Consider the following 20,172-nt stretch of genomic DNA (forward strand, 5'->3'; position numbering starts at 1 on the left):
GGTGCCGGGTACCACTGACAGTCCGGGGGAGGGCGGTCGCCGGGTGTGCACCGGATGGCGGTCCAGGCAAGGGCATATCGGATGAATCGCTCATATGGTGATGCTCCGGGCGACGAGCCTTCACGACGAGCCTTCAAAGGGTCTTCACGGGTTTTCAAGGGGCTCAGAGGCCTTCGAGGTCCTTCGAGGTCCTTCGAGGTCCTTCGAGGATGTTCGAGGACCTTCGAGGACCTTCGAGGGGCCGCAAGGGCTTCGGGGGCCTCAAGGAGCGGAGGAGAGCGATGGCCGAGGTGCGGTTGGTCAGCCGCGGCCGGCGCCGCTCCCTGGTGCTGCGCAGTGCCCCGGTGATGCTCGCGGCGGTGCTGCTGCTCGGCGGCGCGCTCCCCTACATGGCCGGTGACCAGCGCTCCTACGTCAGCTATCTGGTGCTGGCCGACCGTCCCGACGCCCAGGGCAGCGCCGCGGCGGACGCCGCCGTCCGGGCCCTGGGCGGGCAACCGGTGCAGGACTACCCGCAGATCGGCGCGGTGCTCGCCTACTCCGCCGACGGCGGCTTCGCGGCCCGGCTGCGCCGCCGTCCCGGGATCAGCGCGGCCGGTGCCACCCGCACCGAGCCGGTGCCCGGACCGCCCGGTGCGCTGGCCGGCGCGGGCGACTTCCGCCGCCCGACGGCGACCGGGCGGCCGCCGTCGGGCGAGCGCCTCGAGGGCGACACCACCCCGACGGTGCCGGATCCGGGCGAGCACGGGGGTTGGCACCTGGCGATGATCGGCGACGACCCGGCCGCCCAGGGGCCCGGCCCGTTCACCGTGACCAGGGCCGGTCCGGCGGCCGCGGCGGGCGAGCGGCGGGCCGCGGCGCTGCACCAGGTGCTGGTCGCCGTGCTCGACTCCGGTGTCGACGACACCCACCCGGATCTGCGGGACGCGGTCAGCCCCCTCGACTCGGCCTCCTGCGCCGACGGCCGTCCCGATGCCCGGTACGGCGCCTGGCGCCCGGACGGCTCGGTCGCCGAGAGCGGACACGGCACCCACGTGGCCGGGCTGATCGGCGCGGCCCAGGACGGGCACGGGATCGTCGGGGTGGCACCGGGGGTGCGGATCGCGGCGGTGCGGCTGCTCGGGCCGCTCGGGCAGTACTACCCGGAGAACATCGTCTGCGGGCTGCTCTGGGCGGCCGACCACGGCGCGGTGGGGATCAACAACAGCTACTTCGCCGACCCGTGGAAGTACAACTGCCCGCAGGACCCGGACCAGGCCGCGATGATCCAGGCAGTCGGCCGCGCGGTGGCCTACGCCCGGCGCACCGCCGTGGTGGTCACCTCGGCGGGCAATGACACCCAGGACCTGACCGGGCCGCGGACCGACCAGCGCAGCCCCAACGACCGGGCGGCCGGCCCGGCCCAGGACCGCCGGCTCGGCCCCGAGTGCATCCGGCTGCCCGGCGAGCTGCCCGGGGTGGTGTCGGTCAGCGCGGTCACCCGCGGCGGGACGGTCGCGACCTACTCCAACTACGGCAAGGGCCGGATCACCCTGGCCGCGCCCGGCGGCGACCCGGACGGCGGGCCGGGCGAGGCGATCGTCTCGGACTGGCCGCAGGGCCGGTACGCGGCGCTGGCGGGTACCTCGATGAGTGCGGCCCAGGTGACCGGCGCGGTCGCGGTCGCCGCCGCGCTGCACCCGGGGTGGGGGCCGGACCGGCTGCGGGACGTGCTGGTCGGCCTGGCCGCGGCCAACTGTCCGGTCGGGCCGGGCCTGTGCGGGGACTCCGGCGGCTACGGCGCGGGGGTGCTGTCGGTGCCGCACTGACGGCGCGGACGCTGGGCGCGGGGCGGCTCCGCGATACTGACCCCATGAGGCTGACCGAGTTCTGGCGACGGATGAACGAGCACTTCGGCCCGGCGTACGCGGAGTCGTTCGCCCGGGACCACGTGATGAGTGAGCTCGGCGGCCGGACGGTTCAACAGGCGCTGGACGCCGGCTGGGAGGCCAAGGACGTCTGGCGGGTGGTGTGCGATGTGATGGGCGTATCGTCGCGGCTGCGCTGAGGCGCTCGGAGCCGGTCGTTCCCCGCTGCTCCCCGTTGTTTTCTCGTTGTTCCCCGTGGTTCCCGCTGTTTCCCGGTGGGGAGCGGTGCGAACAGTGATTCGAACTGTTGTTCCCTATACTGGTTTCTCGACGAGTTATCCACAGGCCGAGCCCGTTCGGGGCCGATTGTCGGTGGGACGCGCTAGCGTCGAGGACGATGAAGCGCACAGCACAAAACCCGAGGGTGGAAGCCATGGCAGGTACCGATCGCGAGAAGGCCCTTGAGACCGCGCTCGCCCAGATCGAGCGGCAGTTCGGCAAGGGCTCGGTGATGCGCCTGGGCGACCAGGCCCGGACCCCGATCGACGTGATCCCGACCGGATCGACGGCGCTGGACGTCGCGCTGGGCGTCGGCGGCCTGCCCCGGGGCCGGGTGATCGAGATCTACGGGCCGGAGTCCTCCGGTAAGACGACCCTCACCCTGCATGCCGCGGCCAACGCGCAGAAGCTCGGCGGCACGGTCGCCTTCGTCGACGCCGAGCACGCCCTGGACCCGGAGTACGCCCGCAAGCTCGGGGTCGACACCGACGCGCTGCTGGTCTCCCAGCCGGACACCGGTGAGCAGGCGCTGGAGATCACCGACATGCTGATCCGCTCCGGCGCGATCGACCTGATCATCATCGACTCGGTGGCCGCGCTGGTGCCGCGCGCCGAGATCGAGGGCGAGATGGGCGACTCGCACGTGGGTCTGCAGGCCCGGCTGATGAGCCAGGCGCTGCGCAAGATCGCCGGTGCGCTGAACCAGTCGAACACCACCGCGATCTTCATCAACCAGCTGCGCGAGAAGATCGGCGTGATGTTCGGCTCCCCGGAGACCACCACCGGTGGCCGGGCGCTGAAGTTCTACGCCTCGGTCCGGCTGGACATCCGCCGGATCGAGACCCTGAAGGACGGCACCGAGGCGGTCGGCAACCGCACCCGGGTCAAGGTGGTCAAGAACAAGGTGGCCGCGCCGTTCAAGCAGGCCGAGTTCGACATCCTCTACGGCCACGGCATCAGCTGGGAGGGCGGCCTGATCGACATGGGTGTCGAGCACGGCTTCATCCGCAAGGCCGGTGCCTGGTACACCTACGAGGGCGACCAGCTGGGCCAGGGTAAGGAGAACGCCCGCAACTTCCTGCGGGACAACCCGGAGCTGGCCACGGAGATCGAGCAGAAGATCAAGGGCAAGCTGGGCATCGGCGTCGACCCGGACGCGCCGGCGGAGGGTGCGGAGCCGGCTGCCGAGGCGGCCGACGGCGCGGTCAAGCCGATCACTGCCACGGCGACCAAGAGCACCGCCAAGAAGGCGGCGGCGGCCAAGGCCTGATCGGGCAATAGCGATGCGGAGCAAGCGGAGTCCGGGCGAGGGGGAACGCCCGGACTGGTCGGACTGGGACGTCGAGACCAAGGGCGAGCACGAGGGGGAGCGCCCGGACTGGGTGGTCGACGCACCGGCCCGACCGGCCGAGCCGACCAGCCAGGCCGACTCGCGCGCACCGCGTGCGGGGGCGGGGGAGCTGGCGGGTGGTGGTGCTGGTGGTGTGGCGCGGCCGATTGGGGAGTGGGCTGCGGAGGGTTCGGCGCGGGGGCGCCGGGCTGGGGGTGCGCGGTCGGGGGGTGCTGCGCCGTCGGTGGTGGGGGAGTCGGCGGGTGGTGGTGCTGGTGGTGTGGCGCGGCCGATTGGGGAGTGGGCTGCGGAGGGTCCGGTGCGGGGGCGCCGGGCTGGGGGGCGTGGGTCGGGGGCCGGGGTGCCGCGAGCGGTCCGGGAGGAGCCGCCCGTGGCGCCGGCCGGGGACTGGGTGGCCGAAGCCGAGGCCGAGTTGGCGGCGGCCTCGGCCCGGCCCCGGCGCGGCCGCTCGCGGCGCGCCGAGCCCGCCGACGGTGCCCAGCGGGCCGCTCAGGCCCCGCAGCCGGAGACCGACCCCGCCACCCGGGCGCGGGACATCTGCCTGCGCCTGCTCACCGGCACCGCCCGCACCCGCAAGCAGTTGGCCGACGCGCTGCGCAAGCGGGAGATCCCGGACGAGGTGGCGGAGGAGGTGCTCTCCCGCTTCGAGGAGGTCGGCCTGATCGACGACGCCGCCTTCGCCGCGGCCTGGGTCGAGTCCCGGCACGCGGGCCGAGGGCTGGCCCGCCGCGCGCTGGCCCGCGAGCTGCGCACCCGGGGCGTGGCGAGCCCGGTGGTCGAGGAGGCCGTGGCCCAGCTCGACGTGGACGACGAGGCGGCCGCCGCCCGGGCCCTGGTGGACCGCAAGCTGCGCACCACCACCGGCCTGGAGCGGCAGATCAGGATCCGCCGCCTGGTCGGCATGCTGGCCCGCCGGGGCTACCCGGAGGGTTTGGCCTTCCGGGTGGTGCGCGAGGCACTGGAGGCCGAGGGCGAGAGCGCCGAGGAGCTGGAGGACTGGTCGCTGGGTTAGCGGTGGCGGGTGTGGTGTGCCGTCGGCCCGTGCTGGTGGGTGCCGTCTGGTCGGCGTGCTGGCGCGTCGGGGTTAAGCGGAGGGTTTGGCCTTCCGGGGGCGTGAAGTGCGGGTGGTGCGCCGTCAGCTGGTGCTGGTGAGCGCCTCCGGGCCGCCTCGGGCGCGTTCGGCGAGCGCCTGCAGGTCCTCGGCGCGGGCTCCTTGGGTGACGCCGACCAGGTGCCCGTCGGGGCGGATCAGCAGCACGGTGTGCGGGTCCGCCTCGGGGTAGTGCTCGGTGACCAGCACCTCAGTCGGCACCGGCAGCGCCGCCGCGACCTCCGCCAGCCGGGGCATCAGCCCGGCCCCCAGCCACCGCTCGGCCGACCAGACCGCGGTACCCGGCGCCACCAGCAGCAGCAGGAAGGCCGCGCCGAGCCGGGCGTACAGCTGATCGGGCACACCTTCGGTGGTGAGCACGGGGACGTCCGGCACCAGCACCCCGGGCGCGGTGGCCGGCAGGTTCTCGGTCAGCGCGCTGCCTCGCCCGGCGCCGCGCTGGTTCGGCACTCCGGACGGCGCGGCCGGGTAGGCGGGCGCCCCTCCGAACCGCCCGGTGCCCAGCATCCCGTCGGCGAGCAGCGGAGCGTGCTTGCGGAACGAGCCGGTGAGCAGCGAGCGCCGGGTCTGCTGCCAGCCGCGCAGCGGCCGCAGCAGCGGCATCGACTGGTCCACCGCGCGCAGCCGGGCCCCGACGGCGGACCGCCGCTCCGCCTCGTACCCGTCGAGCAGCGATCCGCCGGGGTGCTGCCCGCCGGTGAGCGGCGCGAGATCCGGATCCTCCCGGCCCGGGGCCGGCGGCAGGTGCCAGCTGACCGCGAGCCGCCAGGCCAGGTTGTCAGCGTCGCGCAGCCCATCGGCCAGGTTCTGCATGCCCAGCGCCCCGTGCAGGTGCGCCGCGTCGCCGGCCAGGAAGCAGCGCCCGCTGCGGAACCGGGCGGCCAGCCGCTGCTGTGCGGTGTGGTCGGCGGCGGCCAGCAGGTCGTAGCGCGGCAGCTCGCCGCACCAGCCGGTCAGGGTGGCCTTCACCCGGGTGAGCAGGGTGTCCCCGGTGACCAGGCCGGGCCAGGTGGCGTGCGGGTCGACCGGTTCGCTGGGCGCCGGCCGACCGGGTGGCAGCCGCCAGTCGAGCCGCCAGAGCCCGTCGGGCAGCGGCCGGGCCGAGGCCTCGCGGTCGCCGCGCCACGGCGGCTCCCGGTGCACCCGGGCCTCGCCGGGGAACGGCAGGTCGACCCGGACCGTGGCGATGGCGTGCCGGTCCACCGCGGGCCGACCCGGGAACCGGATGCCGAGCAGCTTGCGCACCGTCGACCGGGCGCCGTCGCAGCCCACCAGGTGGCTGGCCCGCCACCAGGTGTCGCTGCCGTCCTGCGGGTGCCGGCTGCGCACACTGACCCCGTCCCGGTCCTGCTGGATCTCCTCCACCCGGGCGTGCGGTACCAGTTGGATCAGCGGGGTGGCGGTGGCCGCGTCCCGCAGGCCGCGCTGCAGCCGGTGCTGCGGCAGATGGCGCACCGGGTGGTCGGCCAAGTCCAGATGGAGCACCTCCTGCCGCCGCCGCCAGACGGTCAGCCGGTTCCAGCGCTCGGCGTCCGAGGTGGCCCGCGGATACCCGAGGCGCTCCAGGAAGGCGGTGCTCTCGGCGCCCAGTACGGCGCTGCGCGGTCCCTCGGGGCAGACGCCGCCGCCCTGGTCGAGCACGATGCTCGGCACCTCGTGCCGGGCCAGCGCCAGGGCCGTCGCCAGACCCACCGGACCGGCGCCGACCACGATCACCGGGTCCACGGGTGACCCCCGCACGACAGCTCAGCAGGGGACGGCCGTCCGGCAGGGGCGGCGGTGGCGGAGCTGGTCCCGGGTGGTGTCACGAACAGCAATGCACCAGATCACCTGGGTGTCCGTCAAGCAGCACTCGGTGTGCGCCGGTTCGAGCCGCGGCGCCCACGCGACCCGATCCAGCGGGTGAGCGCGGTGGGAGCGGAGGGGCGTCGGTACAGCCCATCCGGTGCAGCTCGTCTCAGAGGTGACCACGAAGGGGCGATTCCCCCCATGCGTCGATCAAGGACCGGGGGCCGGAGCCGGCGGAGCCCGTGGCCCCCGGTCGCCCCGACCTTAGGCGGCGGAATCATGTCCGGTCACCGGTTCTGAGCAGAACTTGAGGGTCACGAAAGGGCCACGCGTGCCGCCGAGCGGCCATCAAGGGCTGGTCGGAGCGGGCGGGCGTGGGGGAGGATGAGCGCTTCGTCGGCCCCGTGCGGGGTGCCGGCCGGAAGCGGGAAGGATGTGGGATGCGGCTGCTCCTCGTCGAGGACGACGACCGGGTCGCGGCGGCACTGGTCGCCGTGCTGAGCCGGCACGGCTTCCAGGTGCGGCACGCCCGCAGCGGGCACGAGGCGCTGGACGCCTTGGTGCCGGACGGCAGCGAGCCCTACCGGGTGGTGCTGCTCGACCTGGGCCTGCCCGACCGGGACGGCTTCGAGGTGTGCAGCCGGATCCGGGCCGGCAGCGGCGTCCCGGTGATCATGGTGACGGCGCGGGCCGACATCCGTTCCCGTATCCACGGCCTCAACCTGGGCGCCGACGACTACATCACCAAGCCCTATGACATGGGCGAGCTGCTCGCCCGGATCCACGCGGTGGCCCGGCGCTTCCAGCCCGCCCCGGTCGGCGGGCCGAGCGGCTCCGCCGCGGCTCCGGCCGGCCCCGGCTCGCTGGAGTCCTGGGGCATCAGCATCGACCGCGAGCGCCGCCGGGTCAGTGTGGCCGGCCGGGAGGTGCCGCTCACCCGCAAGGAGTTCGACCTGCTGGCCCTGCTGGCGCAGAGCCCGGGCGTGGTCTACCGGCGCGAGCAGATCTTCAGCGAGGTCTGGCGCAGCGGCTGGGAGGGCAACGGCCGCACCCTGGAGGTGCACATCGGCTCGCTGCGCACCAAGTTGGCGCTGCCCGGCCTGGTCGAGGCGGTGCGCGGGGTCGGCTACCGGCTGATCCCGCAGTCGCCCACCCCTGACGGCGCCAAGCAGGACGGGCCCGCCCGGCAGGACGGCACCGCCCAGCGGGAAGGCGACGAACAGTAGGCATGCGCAACCGCCTGCTCGGCATCCTGCTGGCGCTGATGGCCGGCGTGCTGGCCGCGCTCGGTGTGCCGCTGGCCGGTTCGATGGCCCAGGCGGAGCAGAGCCGGGTGGTGGTCGACCGGATGGACGACGTCGCCCGGTTCGCCCAGGAACTGCCGACCCAGGGCCTGCCGGAGCGCGGTTCGGCCGGAGCCGACCCCAATGTCCCGACCCCGCAGGATGCTTCGGCGCTGACCGCGCTGCGTGCCGAGGCCGACCGCTACCAGCAGCTCTACGGGATCCGGATCGGCATCTACCTCGCCGACGGCCGGCCGCTGGCCGTCTCCCCGAACGACTGGACGCTGTCCGCCGCCGGGACCGCGGCGGTGACCGAGGCCAAGGACGGCCGGCGCAGCCACAACCCGCCGCAGGTCTGGCCCTGGACTCCGGAGCGCACCCTGACCATCGGCTCCCCGGTGGTCCGCGACGGCGACGTGGTGGCGGTGGTGGTCACCGACTCCCCGACCGGCGAGCTGCGCTCGCGGATCGTGCACCGCTGGGCCTGGCTGGCCGGCGGCGAGGCGATCGCCATGATCGCCGCGGTGCTGCTGGCGGTCCGGCTCACCGAGTGGGTACTGCGTCCGGTGCGCACCCTGGACCGGGCCACCCACGACATCGCCACCGGGCGGATGGACGCCCGGGTGGCCGCCGTCGGGGGCCCGCCCGAACTGAGGCGGCTGGCCTCCTCGTTCAACGAGATGGCCGACCATGTGGTGCTCGCCATGGACCAGCAGAAGGCGTTCGTCGCCGATGCCTCGCACCAACTGCGCAATCCGCTGGCGGCGTTGCTGCTGCGGGTCGAACTGCTCGGCCTGGAGCTCCCGGAGGGGCGTGACGAGGAGCTGTCGCAGGTCCGCGAGGAGGGCGCCCGGCTGACCCGGGTGCTGGACGACCTGCTGGGCCTGGCCACCGCCGAGGGCAGCCGCCCGGAGCCCGAACCGGTGGACCTGACCGCCCTGGTGCTGGCCCGGGTGGACGCCTGGCAGCCGGTGGCCGACCGGCGCGGCATCCGGCTGGGCACCGGCACCCCGCCGCCGGCCCGGGCCTGGGCGGACCCGATCGGCTTCGGCAGCGCGCTGGACGCGGTGCTCGACAACGCGCTCAAGTTCAGCCCTGACGGCGGCACGGTGGCGGTCACCGTGCGGCTGGGGCGGGACGAGGTGGCGGTCACCGTGGCCGACCAGGGGCCGGGGCTCACCGAGGAGGAGCTGGCCCGGGTCGGCGACCGGTTCTGGCGCAGCACGCGGCACCAGAACGTGGACGGCTCCGGTCTGGGTCTGTCCATCGCCCGCACCCTGCTGATGGCCGGCGGCGGTTCCCTGGAGTTCGCCGCGGCCGAGCCGTACGGCCTGGCGGTGACGCTCGCCCTGCCGATACCGCCCAAGAGTTGACGATCCGTCAAGCAGTTGCCCGTCCGGCGGCGGCCCATCAAGTCAAGCAGCGGCCCGTCAAGCTCAGGGTTTGACCGAGCGGTAGTACGCCTCGGCGCCCTGGTGCAGCGGCAGCGGCTCGGTGTAGACGGCGGTCCCCAGGTCGACCAGCTGGGCCGAGTGCACCGCCGAGCCGATCACGTCCCGGCTGGCGATCACCGACCGGGTCAGCCCCTCCACCAGCCCCGGGCTGACGTCGTCCCGGGTGATCAGCAGGTTCGGCACCGCCAGGGTCAGCACCGCCTGGTTCTTGCCGTAGACCGAGGCCGGCAGCACCGAGGTGCGGTAGGCGGCGGAGTCCGGGTAGCGGTCGTGCAACGCGTTGGCCAGGTCGCCCAGCGGCACGATCCGGATCGGGAAGGTGCTTGACAGCTGGGTGAGCGCGCCGGTCGGCAGGCCGCCGGACCAGAAGAACGCGTCCAGCTGGTGGCTGGCCAGCTCCTTGGCGGCCGCCTCCACCTCGAGCGGGTAGGGCGTGATGCCGGTGGCGGGGTCGATCCCGGCCACGGTGAGCAGCTGCCGGGTCACCAGGTTCACCCCGGAGAGCGGCTGCCCGACCCCCACCTTCATGCCCTTGAGGTCGGCCACCCGCTGCACCGGCGAGTCGGCGGGCACCACCAGCTGCAGGTAGTCGTCGTAGAGCCGGGCGACCGCCCGCAGCCGCTGCCAGCCGGGGTTGTGGTACTGGGTCGCGGCGTCGGCGGTGGCGAACGCGAAGGCGTCCTGCCCGGAGACCACCCGGTCCAGGTTGTCCACCGAGCCCTGAGAGTCGTCCAGCCGCACCTGCACGCCGGGCATGGCCGACTGCACGTACCCCTTCAGCATCGCCCCGTACTGGCTGTACACCCCGGCGGGCACCCCGGTGGCGAAGCCCTGCACACCCCGGGGGTAGCCGCCCGCGCCGGTGCCGCCCAGCCACCAGCCGGTCAGCGAGCCGACCACCAGCAGTAGCGCGGCCAGCAGCGGCCAGCAGCGGCGGGCACGGGACCAGGTCATGCCGGGGATCCTGCCAGGCCGGGCCGCTCGGCGGGAGGGGGCGAGCCGAAACCGTTGCCTGGCGGCCGTCCGGCTGCCCTTACCCTTGCTGATGTGGGTATGGGAGAGAGCTTGCGAACTTACAAGGTCGTCACGCACGGCTGCCAGATGAACGTGCACGACTCCGAGCGGCTGGCCGGGCTGCTGGAGGATGCCGGATACGTCAAGGCCGACCAGGGCGGGGATCCGGATCTGGTGGTCTTCAACACCTGCGCGGTGCGGGAGAACGCCGACAACAAGCTGTACGGCAACCTCGGGCAGCTGGCGCCGGTGAAGTCCCGCCACAAGGAGATGCAGATCGCCGTCGGCGGCTGCCTGGCCCAGAAGGACCGCGACAGCATCGTGCGCCGCGCGCCCTGGGTCGACGTGGTGTTCGGCACCCACAACATCGGCCACCTGCCGGCGCTGCTGGAGCGGGCCCGGATCGAGCAGCAGGCCCAGGTGGAGATCCTGGAGTCGCTGGAGACCTTCCCCTCCACGCTGCCGACCCGCCGGGAGTCCGCCTACGCGGCCTGGGTGGCGATCTCGGTCGGCTGCAACAACACCTGCACCTTCTGCATCGTCCCGGCGCTGCGCGGCAAGGAGGAGGACCGCCGTCCCGGCGACGTGCTCTCCGAGATCGAGGCGCTGGTCGGCGAGGGCGTCATCGAGGTGACCCTGCTCGGCCAGAACGTCAACGCGTACGGCTCCGACCTGGGCGACCGCGAGGCGTTCTCCAAGCTGCTGCGCGCCTGCGGCCGGATCGAGGGCCTGGAGCGGGTCCGCTTCACCTCCCCGCACCCGCGCGACTTCACCGACGACGTGATCGCCGCGATGGCCGAGACGCCGAACGTGATGCACCAGCTGCACATGCCGCTGCAGTCCGGCTCGGACGGCGTGCTGCGGGCCATGAAGCGCTCCTACCGGCAGGAGCGGTTCCTGGGCATCATCCGCAAGGTCCGCGAGGCGATGCCGGACGCGGCCATCTCCACCGACATCATCGTGGGCTTCCCCGGCGAGACCGACGAGGACTTCGAGCAGACCCTGCACGTGGTCCGCGAGGCCCGGTTCACCAACGCCTTCACCTTCCAGTACTCCAAGCGGCCCGGCACCCCCGCCGCCGAGATGGAGAACCAGATCCCCAAGGCCGTGGTGCAGGAGCGCTACGACCGGCTGATCGCCCTCCAGGAGGAGATCTCCTGGGAGGAGAACAAGAAGCAGGTCGGCCGCCGGCTGGAGATCCTGGTCGCCGAGGGCGAGGGCAAGAAGGACGATCGGACCGACCGGCTCTCCGGCCGGGCGCCCGACAACCGCCTCGTCCACTTCACGCGTCCCGAGGAGCCGGTGCGCCCGGGCGACATGGTGACCGTGGAGATCACCTACGCCGCCCCGCACCACCTGCTGGCCGAGGGCCCGGCGCTGGGCGTGCGCCGCACCCGGGCCGGCGACGCCTGGGAGAAGCGCAACGCGGCCCCGGCGGCCAAGCCGGCCGGGGTGATGCTGGGCCTGCCCACGATCGGCGCCCCGGCGCCGGTCGCCGCCGCGCCGACCAACGGCTGCGGCTGCGACTGACGCCCCGTCGGGTTGTCCGGCCGACCGCGAATTCGGCCGGACAGGCCCTGAGCAGGGCGACTAGAGTGATCGACATGTTGGTCGCCGCCGCCGTCTGCCCCTGTCCGCCGCTGCTGGTGCCCGAGGTCGCCTCGGGAGCCGCCGCCGAACTCGACGAGCTGCGGGCCGCCTGCGCCGAGGCCGTCGACGAGCTGCTGGCGGCCGAGCCCGAGCTGCTGGTGCTGGTCGGCGACGGGCCGCGGGCCGAGGTCTGGACGGAGGGCGGGTCCGGCTCCTTCCACCGCTTCGGGGTGGAGCTGGCCGTCCGGCTGCCCTCGGGTGGTGCCGCCGGTCCGGAGCTGAGCCCGGCGCTGAGCGTCGGCGCGTGGCTGCTGGAGCGCTCCGGGACCGGCCTGCCCACCCATGCCTGCGCGGTGCCCGCCGACACCCCGGTGGAGCGGCTGCTCGGGCTCGGCGAGGGGCTGGCCTCCTTGGCCGACCGGGTCGGCCTGCTGGTGCTGGGCGACGGCAGCGCCTGCCGCACCGTGAAGGCGCCCGGTTACCTGGACGAGCGCGCCGAGCCCTTCGACGCCGAGCTGGCCCGCGCCCTGGGCGCCGCGGACACCGAGGCGCTGGCCGGGCTGGACGCCGAGCTCTGCCGGCAGTTGCAGGTCGAGGGCCGGGCGCCGTGGCAGGTGCTGGCCGGCGCGGCGCGCGGGGCGGGGCTCGGCGGGAAGCTGCGGTACGCCGACGCACCGTACGGGGTGGGGTACTTCGTGGCGTCCTGGCGCTGACGACCGGTCTCTCACGATGCGGCGGCGGCCGGGCAGCGCGCCCGGCCCCCGCCGCAGCCGCGTCACGCCACCCGGTCAGCCGGGCTGGTCGCCGGTGGGCGGCTGCTCGGTGTCGGCCGCCCGCTCGGTCGCCGACCCCTCAGTTCTGGCCTGCTCGCCCTTCGCCTGCTCGCCCTTGGCCTTCTCGGCGAAGTGGTCGACCGCACCCTTGGCCTTCTCCGCGCTGCTGGTGATCTTTTCGCTGTACTTGCCCTTGGTGGCCTTGTCGATCGCCTCGCCGGTCTTGTCGACCAGCTCGTCGATCTTCTCGTTGTGCTGCCCGGCCAGCTGCCCGGCCTTCTCCTTGAGCTCCCCGGCGAGTTCCTCCGCCTTGCCCTTGAGGTTGTCCATCACGCCCATGGCTTCGTCTCCTGTCTCGGGCTGCTCGGCTCGCTGCGCCGGGCCGTCCTCGGCCGCCGCGCTCTGGGACACCGCGCTGACGGCCGCGACCAGCAGCTCGGCGACCTCCGCGGGGGCGGGGACCAAGCCGTCCTGATCCTCGCCCGAGCCGGCCTGCGGGGCCGGCACCGCGGCCGCCGGCGTGTCCACCGCCGTCTCGGCCTCCGGCGCCGTCCGCGCGGCCGGCACGCCGGGCGGCGGCTGCTGCTCCGTGCCGGGCTGCACCGGGGAGACCTCGGACTCCTCGGGGGACAGCACGGCCACGGCACCGCCCTCGGCCTTCTCGGCGGCCGGCGCACTCCCGGCGCCGGTCGCTGCGGTCGCGGCCGATTGGCGGCGTCGGAACCAGCTGAAAACACCCATGTTCTTCTCCCAAGCTACGCGGTCCGCGGGGCCTCGGCCGGTTGTCCGCCGAGGTCACCGCCCACCCGGCCAACGACCCAGGTAGGAGGCGGTCACGTCCCCCTTTCGGGTTAGCCCCGGCGGTTTGCGAGACTGGGCGGTGTGAGCATCCCCCTTCCCAGCGTCCCGGTGGTCTCGGTGGTCGGCGCCACCGCGGCCGGCAAGTCCGACCTCGCCGTGGCCATCGCCCGTGAGCTGGGCGGCGAGGTGATCAACACCGACTCGATGCAGCTCTACAAGGGCATGGACATCGGGACCGCGAAGCTCACCGAGGCCGAGCGCGGCGGCGTTCCGCACCACCTGCTGGACGTCTGGGACGTCACCGAGACCGCCAGTGTGGCCGAGTACCAGCGGCTGGCCCGGGCCGAGATCGACCGGTTGCTCGCCGCCGGGCGGGCGCCGGTGCTGGTCGGCGGTTCGGGGCTGTACGTGCGGGCGGCGATCGACGAGATGGAGTTCCCGGGCACCGACCCGGTGCTGCGGGCCCGGCTGGAGGAGGAGCTGGACCGGCTCGGCCCGGCCGCGCTGCACGCCCGGCTGGCCGTCCAGGACCCGCCGGCCGCCGCCGCGATCCTGCCGAGCAACGGCCGCCGGATCGTCCGCGCGCTGGAGGTGATCGAGCTGACCGGCCGTCCGTTCACCGCCAACCTGCCGAGCAACACCGCCGTCTACCCGGCCGTGCAGATCGGCGTCGAGCTGCCGCGCCCGGAGCTGGACGAGCGGATCACCCTGCGGGTGGACCGGATGTGGCAGGCCGGTCTGCTCGACGAGGTGCGGGCGCTGGAGGCGCAGGGGCTGCGTGAGGGGCTGACGGCCAGTAGGGCGCTGGGCTACCAGCAGGTGTTGGCGCACTTCGCCGGCGAGTGCACCGAAGACGAGGCGCGAGCCGAGACGGTGCGCGCCACCAAGCGGTTCGCGCGCCGCCAGGAGGCCTGGTTCCGCCGGGACGACCGGATCCACTGGCTGGCCCGCCCGGCCGGCGCCGACCCCGCCGAGCTGCTGGAACGGTCGCTGGAGCTGATCGCCCGAACAGGCTGACGAGGGTTTCCGGCCGGTCGTCGGCTCGATCCGGCCATCCGCCGGTGCACCTGCGGCGGGCGCCTGCAAGTGCAGGAGGAAGCACCGGTCACGGGCGTGTCACGTCCTGGCCACGGATCACCCGGCGACCCCGGGTTACGCGCTGTGAGCGCACTGGGACATGCCATTATCGAGGCAGAAGGGGCCGGTCGCGCGGGCCGGGCCCGCCGATGGGGGTCCCACCCGGCCGAAGGCTGGGGGAGAGTCCCGTACTCGTGTCGAACTGTCAGGGGAGGCCGCGTGTCCACGGGTCCCGGCCCCGAAACCGAGCAGTTCGCCGATCACGACCTGGCCGAGGAGGCCTTCGCTCTGCCCGCCGCCGACCTGCTGTCGCCGCTCGCCCCGGACCGGGCGCTCGAACCGGACCGGCCGCTCGACCTGCCGCCGGACCCGGTGGTGCTGGAACGGGAGATCCGGCCGCGCCGCCGACTGCGCTGGTGGCAGCTGCTGCCGATCGTGGTGGTCGGGGTGGGCGGCTCGCTGATGTTCGCGTTCCCGCTCGCCTTCGGCTCGGTCAACGGCAACTCGATGATCGGCATGCTGGGCCTGCTGCTCACCGCGGCGTCGGTCGGCTGGGGCGCGATGGCCTCCCGCCGGGCGGGCTACGCCTGGCCCGGGCTGCCCCGCCGCGGCTCCGGCCGCCGGGCCGGCTGGCAGGCCATCGTGGTCTACACCCTGATCGTCTGCACCGCCTTCGGCCTGGCGGTCTGGCGGGTCGTCCAGCTGCGCGGCTGAGCCACCCGGGTCAGTACCATCGGCAGGGTGAGCAGCGCACCCGTTTCGCCCGCCGAGGGCATTCCGTTCGTCAAGGGCCACGGCACCGAGAACGACTTCGTGATCATTCCCGACCCGGAGGGCCGGCTGGCCCTGGGCCCGGCCGAGGTGGCCCGGCTCTGCGACCGGCGGGCCGGGATCGGCGGTGACGGCCTGCTGCGGGTGGTCCGCTCCGCCAATGACCCGGCCGCGGCACCGATGGCCGCCGAGGCCGAGTGGTTCATGGACTACCGCAACGCCGACGGCAGCATCGCCGAGATGTGCGGCAACGGGGTGCGGGTCTTCGCCCGCTACCTGGTGCAGGCCGGACTGGCCGAGCCCGGGCTGCTGCCGGTGGCCACCCGGGCCGGGGTCCGCCGGACGACGGTCGCCGAGCACGGCGACGTCACCGTGGACATGGGCCGGGCGGTGCTGCCCGGACCGGACGGCATCGAGGTGGCGGTGGGGGAGCGGCGCTGGCCGGCCCGCAACGTCAACATGGGCAACCCGCACGCGGTGGCCTTCGTCGCCGACCTGGCCGACGCCGGCAACCTGTACGAGGCGCCCGGGGTCAGCCCGGCCGGGGTGTACCCGGACGGCGTCAACGTGGAGTTCGTGGTGGACCGCGGCGAGCGGCACGTGGCGATGCGGGTGCACGAGCGCGGCTCCGGCGAGACCCGCTCCTGCGGCACCGGCACCTGCGCGGTCGCGGTGGCCGCGGCCCGCCGGGACGGCCGCGACCCGGCGGTCACCGGCGAGCCGGTCGAGTACCTGGTGGACGTTCCGGGCGGGCGGCTGCGGATCACCGAGTTCCCGGACGGCCGGATCGAGATGACCGGCCCGGCGGTGCTGGTGGCGAGCGGGACCGTCGACCCGCAGTGGCTGGGTCTCTGACGGCTCGTCAAGCGGGCGGCCCCAGCTGAGGGGCCGCCCGCTTTGCCCGCTCTGCGTCTCGGTGAATCCCCCCGTTCGGGTGATCTCATGCACAGAGCGGAAGCGGGGGCTCGCGCAACGTGGTCTGCTCGGTAGCATGGACCACCGGGGCAGTCCGCGCTCCGGTGCTCGCTGCCGGAGGTTGCCATGACCGTCGAGACCGGCCGGCCCACCGGCCAGGCCGCCCCGAATCCAGCCGCTGGTCCATCAGCGTCCCTGCCGGACGGCCCGACTGATGCCGCGTCGGCCGCCGCCCCGGTTGCTCCGTCCCAGGCCAGGCGGCTGCTCGGGGTGGCCGCGCTGGGCCGTGCCGGGCGTGCCGCGCTGCTGGCCACCGGCCGCCCCCTGGTGCCGGACGCCATCGAGCCGATCGTCCAGGTGCACCGCCGCCACCACCCGGGCGCCGACCTCGCGCTGCTCGGCCGCGCCTACCGGCTCGCCGAGGCCAGCCACCGCGGCCAGAAGCGCAAGAGCGGCGAGCCGTACATCACCCACCCGCTGGCCGTCACCCTGATCCTGGCCCAACTCGGCGCCGAGACCACCACGCTGGTCGCCTCGCTGCTGCACGACACCGTCGAGGACACCGAGCTGACGCTCGATCAGGTGGCTGCCGACTTCGGCCCCGAGGTGGCCTATCTGGTGGACGGTGTCACCAAGTTGGAGAAGGTGGACTTCGGCGCCGCGGCCGAGGCGGAGACGTTCCGCAAGATGCTGGTCGCCACCGGGGACGACGTCCGGGTGATGGTGATCAAGCTGGCCGACCGGCTGCACAACATGCGCACCATCCGCCACATGAAGCCGGCCAGTCGGCTGCGGATCGCCAAGGTCACCCGGGACGTGCTGATCCCGCTGGCCGAGCGGCTGGGCATCCACGTGGTGAAGAGCGAGTTGGAGGACATCGTCTTCGCCACCCTGCACCCCGAGGAGTACGCCAGGACCCGGGCGCTGATCACCGCCCGCGAGCCGGCCATGGCCGAGCTGTTCACCCCGTTCGCCCAGTCGCTGGCCCGCCAGCTCGCCGAGGCCGGGGTGCCGGCCGAGGTCACCCTGCGGCCCCGGCACTGCGTCTCGGTGCACCGGGTGCTGCTGCGCCGCGGGCAGGGCGGGCGGCCCGGCGCGGTGCACCCGGCCGACCTGGGGCGGCTGCTGGTGGTGGTCGAGGAGAACGCCGACTGCTACGCGGTGCTCGGCGAACTGCACACCTGCTGGACTCCGCTGCCCGGCGAGTTCAAGGACTTCGTGGCGGCCCCCAAGTTCAACCTCTACCAGTCGCTGCACACCGCCGTCTCGGTGGCCGGCACGGTGGTCGAGGTGCTGGTCCGCACTCCGGGGATGCACCGGGTGGCCGACTTCGGCGTGGTGGCGCTGGGCAGCCCGGCGTCCGGCGGTGGCGGCGACCCGACCGGGCGGGACGAGGCGGACGGCGCCGACCCGGGCCGCCCCGGCTGGCTCAGCCGGCTGCTGGAGTGGCAGCAGGAGACCCCCGACCCGGACGCCTTCTGGTCCACCCTGACCGCCGACCTCTCCGACGACCGGGAGATCACCGCCGTCACCGAGGACGGCACCACCCTGGTGCTCCCGGCCGGCGCCGGCTGCGTGGACGCCGCCTACCAGCTGGGCGAGGAGATCGGCCACCGCTGTATCGGCGCCCGGCTGAACGGGCGCCTGGTGGCCCTGTCGACCGCGCTGTGCGACGGGGACGTGCTCGGCATCCTGACCGAGCCGGCCGGTCGGCCCGGTGATCCGGAGCCGTCCGGGCCCAGCCCGCAGTGGCTGGACTTCGCCCGCACCCCCGGCGCCCGGATCGCCATCGAGCGCTGGCTGGCCGGCCACCCCGCGCCGTCGGCCGTCGAAGCGGCCGGGCGGCCCGTGGCGGTGCCCTCGGAGGTGCCTGCCGAAATGCCCGCCGAAATGCCCGCCGCGGCGGCCGCGGCGGCCGAGGCCGCCGCCCCGGCCCGGCTGCCGCGCGGCCGCGACCGGCTGGTGATCGCCCCCGGCCACCCGGGCGCCGCCGTCCGGCTGGCCCGTTGCTGCACCCCGGTGCCCCCGGACCGGGTGACCGGCTTCCCGGTCCGCGGCGGCTCGATCGCGGTGCACCGGGCGGACTGCCCCACCGGCGAGCGGATGCGCGGCGACGGCCGCGGCCCGATCCAGCTGGACTGGGCGCCGGAGGCGGCGGCCGGCTTCCGGGTCACCCTGCAGGCCGAGGCGCTCAACCGCCCCGGACTGCTGGCCGACCTGACCGCCGCGATGTCCGGCACCGGCCTGGACATCGTCTCGGCCGTGGTCGAGCCGCCCGAGGAGCTGCGGGTGCGGCACACCTACACCGTCGAGCTGCCGGACGCCGCCACCCTGCCGGTGGTGATGCGGGCGATGCTGCGGGTCTCCGGGGTCTACGATGTCCGCCGCCCCGGTCTGGCGGCCCCGCGGCCGCCGCGGCTGCGCCCGACCGCCCGTTCTGTGGCAAATGCGGGTGACCCGGAGCCGGGGGACATGCGACCATCGAAGGGAATTCGGGACCGCTCCGCAGCGTTAGCCGCAGTGGACGGACCGGAAGACCGTCAGTGACGACCCCAGCAGCCAATTAAGGACACGATGACCTCCACGTTCGAAGACCGCGACTTTTCCGGCGCAGCCGCGGGCCGTACCGCTCGCCGCCCCGCCGACCTCCGGGCCGAAGCCCTGATGGACGAGGACCTCGCGGCGATCGACGAGGACTTCGGCCCGAACTTCGACGGCGACCAGTACGACCGCAGCGAGCGTGCCTCGCTGCGCCGGGTCGCCGGCCTCTCCACCGAGCTGCAGGACGTCACCGAGGTCGAGTACCGCCAGCTGCGCCTGGAGCGCGTGGTGCTGGTGGGCGTCTGGACCGACGGCACGGCCGAGGAGGCGGAGAACTCGCTGGCCGAGCTCGCCGCCCTTGCCGAGACGGCCGGCTCCGAGGTGCTGGACGGCGTGATCCAGCGCCGTGACAAGCCCGACGCCGCCACCTACATCGGCTCCGGCAAGGCCCAGGAGCTGCGCGACATCGTCGCCGCTTCCGGCGCCGACACCGTGGTCTGCGACGGTGAGCTCACCCCCGGTCAGCTGATCCACCTGGAGGACGTGGTCAAGGTCAAGGTGGTCGACCGGACCGCCCTGATCCTGGACATCTTCGCCCAGCACGCCAAGTCCCGAGAGGGCAAGGCCCAGGTCTCGCTGGCCCAGATGCAGTACATGCTGCCGCGGCTGCGCGGTTGGGGTCAGTCGCTGTCCCGGCAGATGGGTGGCGGTGGCTCCGGCTCGGCGGGCGGCGGGATGGCCACCCGTGGTCCCGGTGAGACCAAGATCGAGACCGACCGGCGCCGGATCCGCGAGAAGATGGCGAAGCTCCGCAGGGAGATCGCGGAGATGAAGAAGGGCCGGGACACCAAGCGCCAGGAGCGCAAGCGCCACCAGGTGCCCTCGGTCGCCATCGCGGGCTACACCAACGCCGGCAAGTCCTCGCTGCTCAACCGGCTCACCGGCGCCGGCGTGCTGGTGGAGAACGCGCTGTTCGCCACCCTGGACCCGACGGTCCGCCGGGCCGTCACCCCGGGCGGCCGGGTCTACACCCTGGCCGACACCGTCGGTTTCGTCCGGCACCTGCCGCACCACCTGGTCGAGGCGTTCCGCTCGACCATGGAGGAGGTGGCCGACGCCGACCTGATCCTGCACGTGGTGGACGGCTCGCACCCCGAGCCGGAGACCCAGCTGGCCTCGGTCCGCGAGGTGATCACCTCCGTCGAGGCGCAGAACGTGCCGGAGATCGTGGTGATCAACAAGGCCGACGCCGCCGATCCGCTGGTGCTGCAGCGCCTGCTGCGCCGCGAGCCGCACGCCGTGGTGGTCTCGGCCCGCAGCGGCCTGGGCATCGACGAGCTGCTCAAGCTGATCGACGAGGAGCTGCCCCGCCCGGCCGTCGAGGTGCACGCGCTGGTGCCGTACACCCGGGGCGACCTGGTCTCCCGGGTGCACGCCGAGGGTGAGTTGATCGGCGCCGAGCACACCAGCGAGGGCACCGAGCTGCGGGCGCTGGTCGCCGCCGAGCTGGCGGCCGAGCTGGAGCGCTACGCGGTGGCCGTGCAGCGCTGACCTCGAACCAACGACGATCGGGCCCG

General features: G+C 74.1%; 16 protein-coding genes. 13 read left to right on the forward strand and 3 right to left on the reverse strand.

Annotation, left to right across the window (positions count from 1 at the left end; genetic code table 11):
- Positions 1 to 281: 281 nt before the first annotated feature.
- From P3T35_RS25245 to recX, 4 genes are all read left to right on the forward strand, one after another.
- Complete coding sequence (locus tag P3T35_RS25245; RefSeq protein ID WP_101382404.1) at positions 282 to 1,808, forward strand: S8 family serine peptidase; 1,527 nt, start codon at positions 282 to 284, stop codon at positions 1,806 to 1,808.
- Between the two features lie 44 nt (positions 1,809 to 1,852).
- The gene (locus tag P3T35_RS25250; RefSeq protein WP_101382405.1) at positions 1,853 to 2,047 is read left to right on the forward strand and encodes a DUF3046 domain-containing protein; all 195 of its coding nucleotides are present in this window, start codon (positions 1,853 to 1,855) and stop codon (positions 2,045 to 2,047) included.
- 233 nt (positions 2,048 to 2,280) lie between these two features.
- Positions 2,281 to 3,396 carry a recombinase RecA gene (recA, locus tag P3T35_RS25255; RefSeq protein WP_101382406.1) on the forward strand — a complete coding sequence of 372 codons (1,116 nt, stop codon included), beginning with the start codon at positions 2,281 to 2,283 and terminating at the stop codon, positions 3,394 to 3,396.
- 451 nt (positions 3,397 to 3,847) lie between these two features.
- Entirely contained in the window at positions 3,848 to 4,489 is a 642-nt protein-coding gene (gene recX / locus P3T35_RS25260; protein ID WP_348533436.1) for a recombination regulator RecX, read from the forward strand.
- Between the two features lie 123 nt (positions 4,490 to 4,612).
- On the opposite strand, the gene P3T35_RS25265 is transcribed toward recX, so the two are convergent.
- Positions 4,613 to 6,313 carry an FAD-dependent monooxygenase gene (locus P3T35_RS25265; RefSeq protein WP_101382408.1) on the reverse strand — a complete coding sequence of 567 codons (1,701 nt, stop codon included), beginning with the start codon at positions 6,311 to 6,313 and terminating at the stop codon, positions 4,613 to 4,615.
- A gap of 503 nt (positions 6,314 to 6,816) precedes the next feature.
- Here P3T35_RS25265 and P3T35_RS25270 point away from each other — a divergent pair.
- Both P3T35_RS25270 and P3T35_RS25275 read left to right on the forward strand, forming a co-directional pair.
- Entirely contained in the window at positions 6,817 to 7,602 is a 786-nt protein-coding gene (locus tag P3T35_RS25270) for a response regulator transcription factor (protein WP_101382409.1), read from the forward strand.
- Positions 7,603 to 7,604: 2 nt separating this feature from the next.
- A complete protein-coding gene (locus P3T35_RS25275) occupies positions 7,605 to 9,032 on the forward strand; it encodes a HAMP domain-containing sensor histidine kinase (RefSeq protein WP_101382410.1) in 1,428 nt (475 codons plus the stop codon).
- 63 nt (positions 9,033 to 9,095) lie between these two features.
- Here the strand turns inward: P3T35_RS25275 and P3T35_RS25280 are convergent, their stop codons facing one another.
- Positions 9,096 to 10,067 carry a TAXI family TRAP transporter solute-binding subunit gene (locus tag P3T35_RS25280; protein ID WP_101382411.1) on the reverse strand — a complete coding sequence of 324 codons (972 nt, stop codon included), beginning with the start codon at positions 10,065 to 10,067 and terminating at the stop codon, positions 9,096 to 9,098.
- 99 nt (positions 10,068 to 10,166) lie between these two features.
- Between P3T35_RS25280 and miaB the strand changes: the two genes are divergently transcribed.
- Together miaB and P3T35_RS25290 are read left to right on the forward strand one after the other, a co-directional pair.
- Entirely contained in the window at positions 10,167 to 11,657 is a 1,491-nt protein-coding gene (gene miaB, locus P3T35_RS25285) for a tRNA (N6-isopentenyl adenosine(37)-C2)-methylthiotransferase MiaB (RefSeq protein ID WP_101382412.1), read from the forward strand.
- Between the two features lie 74 nt (positions 11,658 to 11,731).
- Positions 11,732 to 12,430 (forward strand): class III extradiol dioxygenase subunit B-like domain-containing protein, encoded by a 699-nt coding sequence (locus P3T35_RS25290; RefSeq protein ID WP_101385296.1) that lies wholly within the window; start codon positions 11,732 to 11,734, stop codon positions 12,428 to 12,430.
- A gap of 75 nt (positions 12,431 to 12,505) precedes the next feature.
- On the opposite strand, the gene P3T35_RS25295 is transcribed toward P3T35_RS25290, so the two are convergent.
- Positions 12,506 to 13,231 carry an antitoxin gene (locus P3T35_RS25295; protein WP_280707837.1) on the reverse strand — a complete coding sequence of 242 codons (726 nt, stop codon included), beginning with the start codon at positions 13,229 to 13,231 and terminating at the stop codon, positions 12,506 to 12,508.
- A 141-nt stretch (positions 13,232 to 13,372) separates the two neighbouring features.
- Between P3T35_RS25295 and miaA the strand changes: the two genes are divergently transcribed.
- From miaA to hflX, 5 genes are all read left to right on the forward strand, one after another.
- Positions 13,373 to 14,308, forward strand: coding sequence for a tRNA (adenosine(37)-N6)-dimethylallyltransferase MiaA (gene miaA / locus P3T35_RS25300; RefSeq protein WP_101382413.1), 936 nt, complete (start codon positions 13,373 to 13,375; stop codon positions 14,306 to 14,308).
- Positions 14,309 to 14,587: 279 nt separating this feature from the next.
- On the forward strand, positions 14,588 to 15,082 hold the full coding sequence (locus P3T35_RS25305) for a hypothetical protein (RefSeq protein WP_101382414.1): 495 nt from the start codon (positions 14,588 to 14,590) through the stop codon (positions 15,080 to 15,082).
- Between the two features lie 27 nt (positions 15,083 to 15,109).
- On the forward strand, positions 15,110 to 15,994 hold the full coding sequence (gene dapF / locus P3T35_RS25310; RefSeq protein ID WP_101382415.1) for a diaminopimelate epimerase: 885 nt from the start codon (positions 15,110 to 15,112) through the stop codon (positions 15,992 to 15,994).
- 186 nt (positions 15,995 to 16,180) lie between these two features.
- Entirely contained in the window at positions 16,181 to 18,601 is a 2,421-nt protein-coding gene (locus tag P3T35_RS25315) for an HD domain-containing protein (RefSeq protein ID WP_101382416.1), read from the forward strand.
- Positions 18,602 to 18,718: 117 nt separating this feature from the next.
- Positions 18,719 to 20,146, forward strand: a complete 1,428-nt coding sequence (hflX, locus tag P3T35_RS25320) for a GTPase HflX (RefSeq protein WP_280707878.1) — start codon at positions 18,719 to 18,721, stop codon at positions 20,144 to 20,146.
- Positions 20,147 to 20,172 lie beyond the last annotated feature (26 nt).

Origin of the sequence: Kitasatospora sp. GP30, from assembly GCF_029892145.1 — a bacterium.
In the GTDB taxonomy this organism is placed as follows: Bacteria; Actinomycetota; Actinomycetes; order Streptomycetales; family Streptomycetaceae; genus Kitasatospora; species Kitasatospora acidiphila.

Bases quoted from the DNA above. Each gene is read 5' to 3' on its own strand.
- P3T35_RS25245 (WP_101382404.1), top strand. From the start codon at position 282: ATGGCCGAGGTGCGGTTGGTCAGCCGCGGCCGGCGCCGCTCCCTGGTG.
- P3T35_RS25250 (WP_101382405.1), top strand. From the start codon at position 1,853: ATGAGGCTGACCGAGTTCTGGCGACGGATGAACGAGCACTTCGGCCCG.
- recA (WP_101382406.1), top strand. From the start codon at position 2,281: ATGGCAGGTACCGATCGCGAGAAGGCCCTTGAGACCGCGCTCGCCCAG.
- P3T35_RS25270 (WP_101382409.1), top strand. From the start codon at position 6,817: ATGCGGCTGCTCCTCGTCGAGGACGACGACCGGGTCGCGGCGGCACTG.
- P3T35_RS25275 (WP_101382410.1), top strand. From the start codon at position 7,605: ATGCGCAACCGCCTGCTCGGCATCCTGCTGGCGCTGATGGCCGGCGTG.
- P3T35_RS25280 (WP_101382411.1), bottom strand. From the start codon at position 10,067: ATGACCTGGTCCCGTGCCCGCCGCTGCTGGCCGCTGCTGGCCGCGCTA.
- miaB (WP_101382412.1), top strand. From the start codon at position 10,167: ATGGGAGAGAGCTTGCGAACTTACAAGGTCGTCACGCACGGCTGCCAG.
- P3T35_RS25290 (WP_101385296.1), top strand. From the start codon at position 11,732: ATGTTGGTCGCCGCCGCCGTCTGCCCCTGTCCGCCGCTGCTGGTGCCC.
- P3T35_RS25295 (WP_280707837.1), bottom strand. From the start codon at position 13,231: ATGGGTGTTTTCAGCTGGTTCCGACGCCGCCAATCGGCCGCGACCGCA.
- P3T35_RS25315 (WP_101382416.1), top strand. From the start codon at position 16,181: ATGACCGTCGAGACCGGCCGGCCCACCGGCCAGGCCGCCCCGAATCCA.
- hflX (WP_280707878.1), top strand. From the start codon at position 18,719: ATGGACGAGGACCTCGCGGCGATCGACGAGGACTTCGGCCCGAACTTC.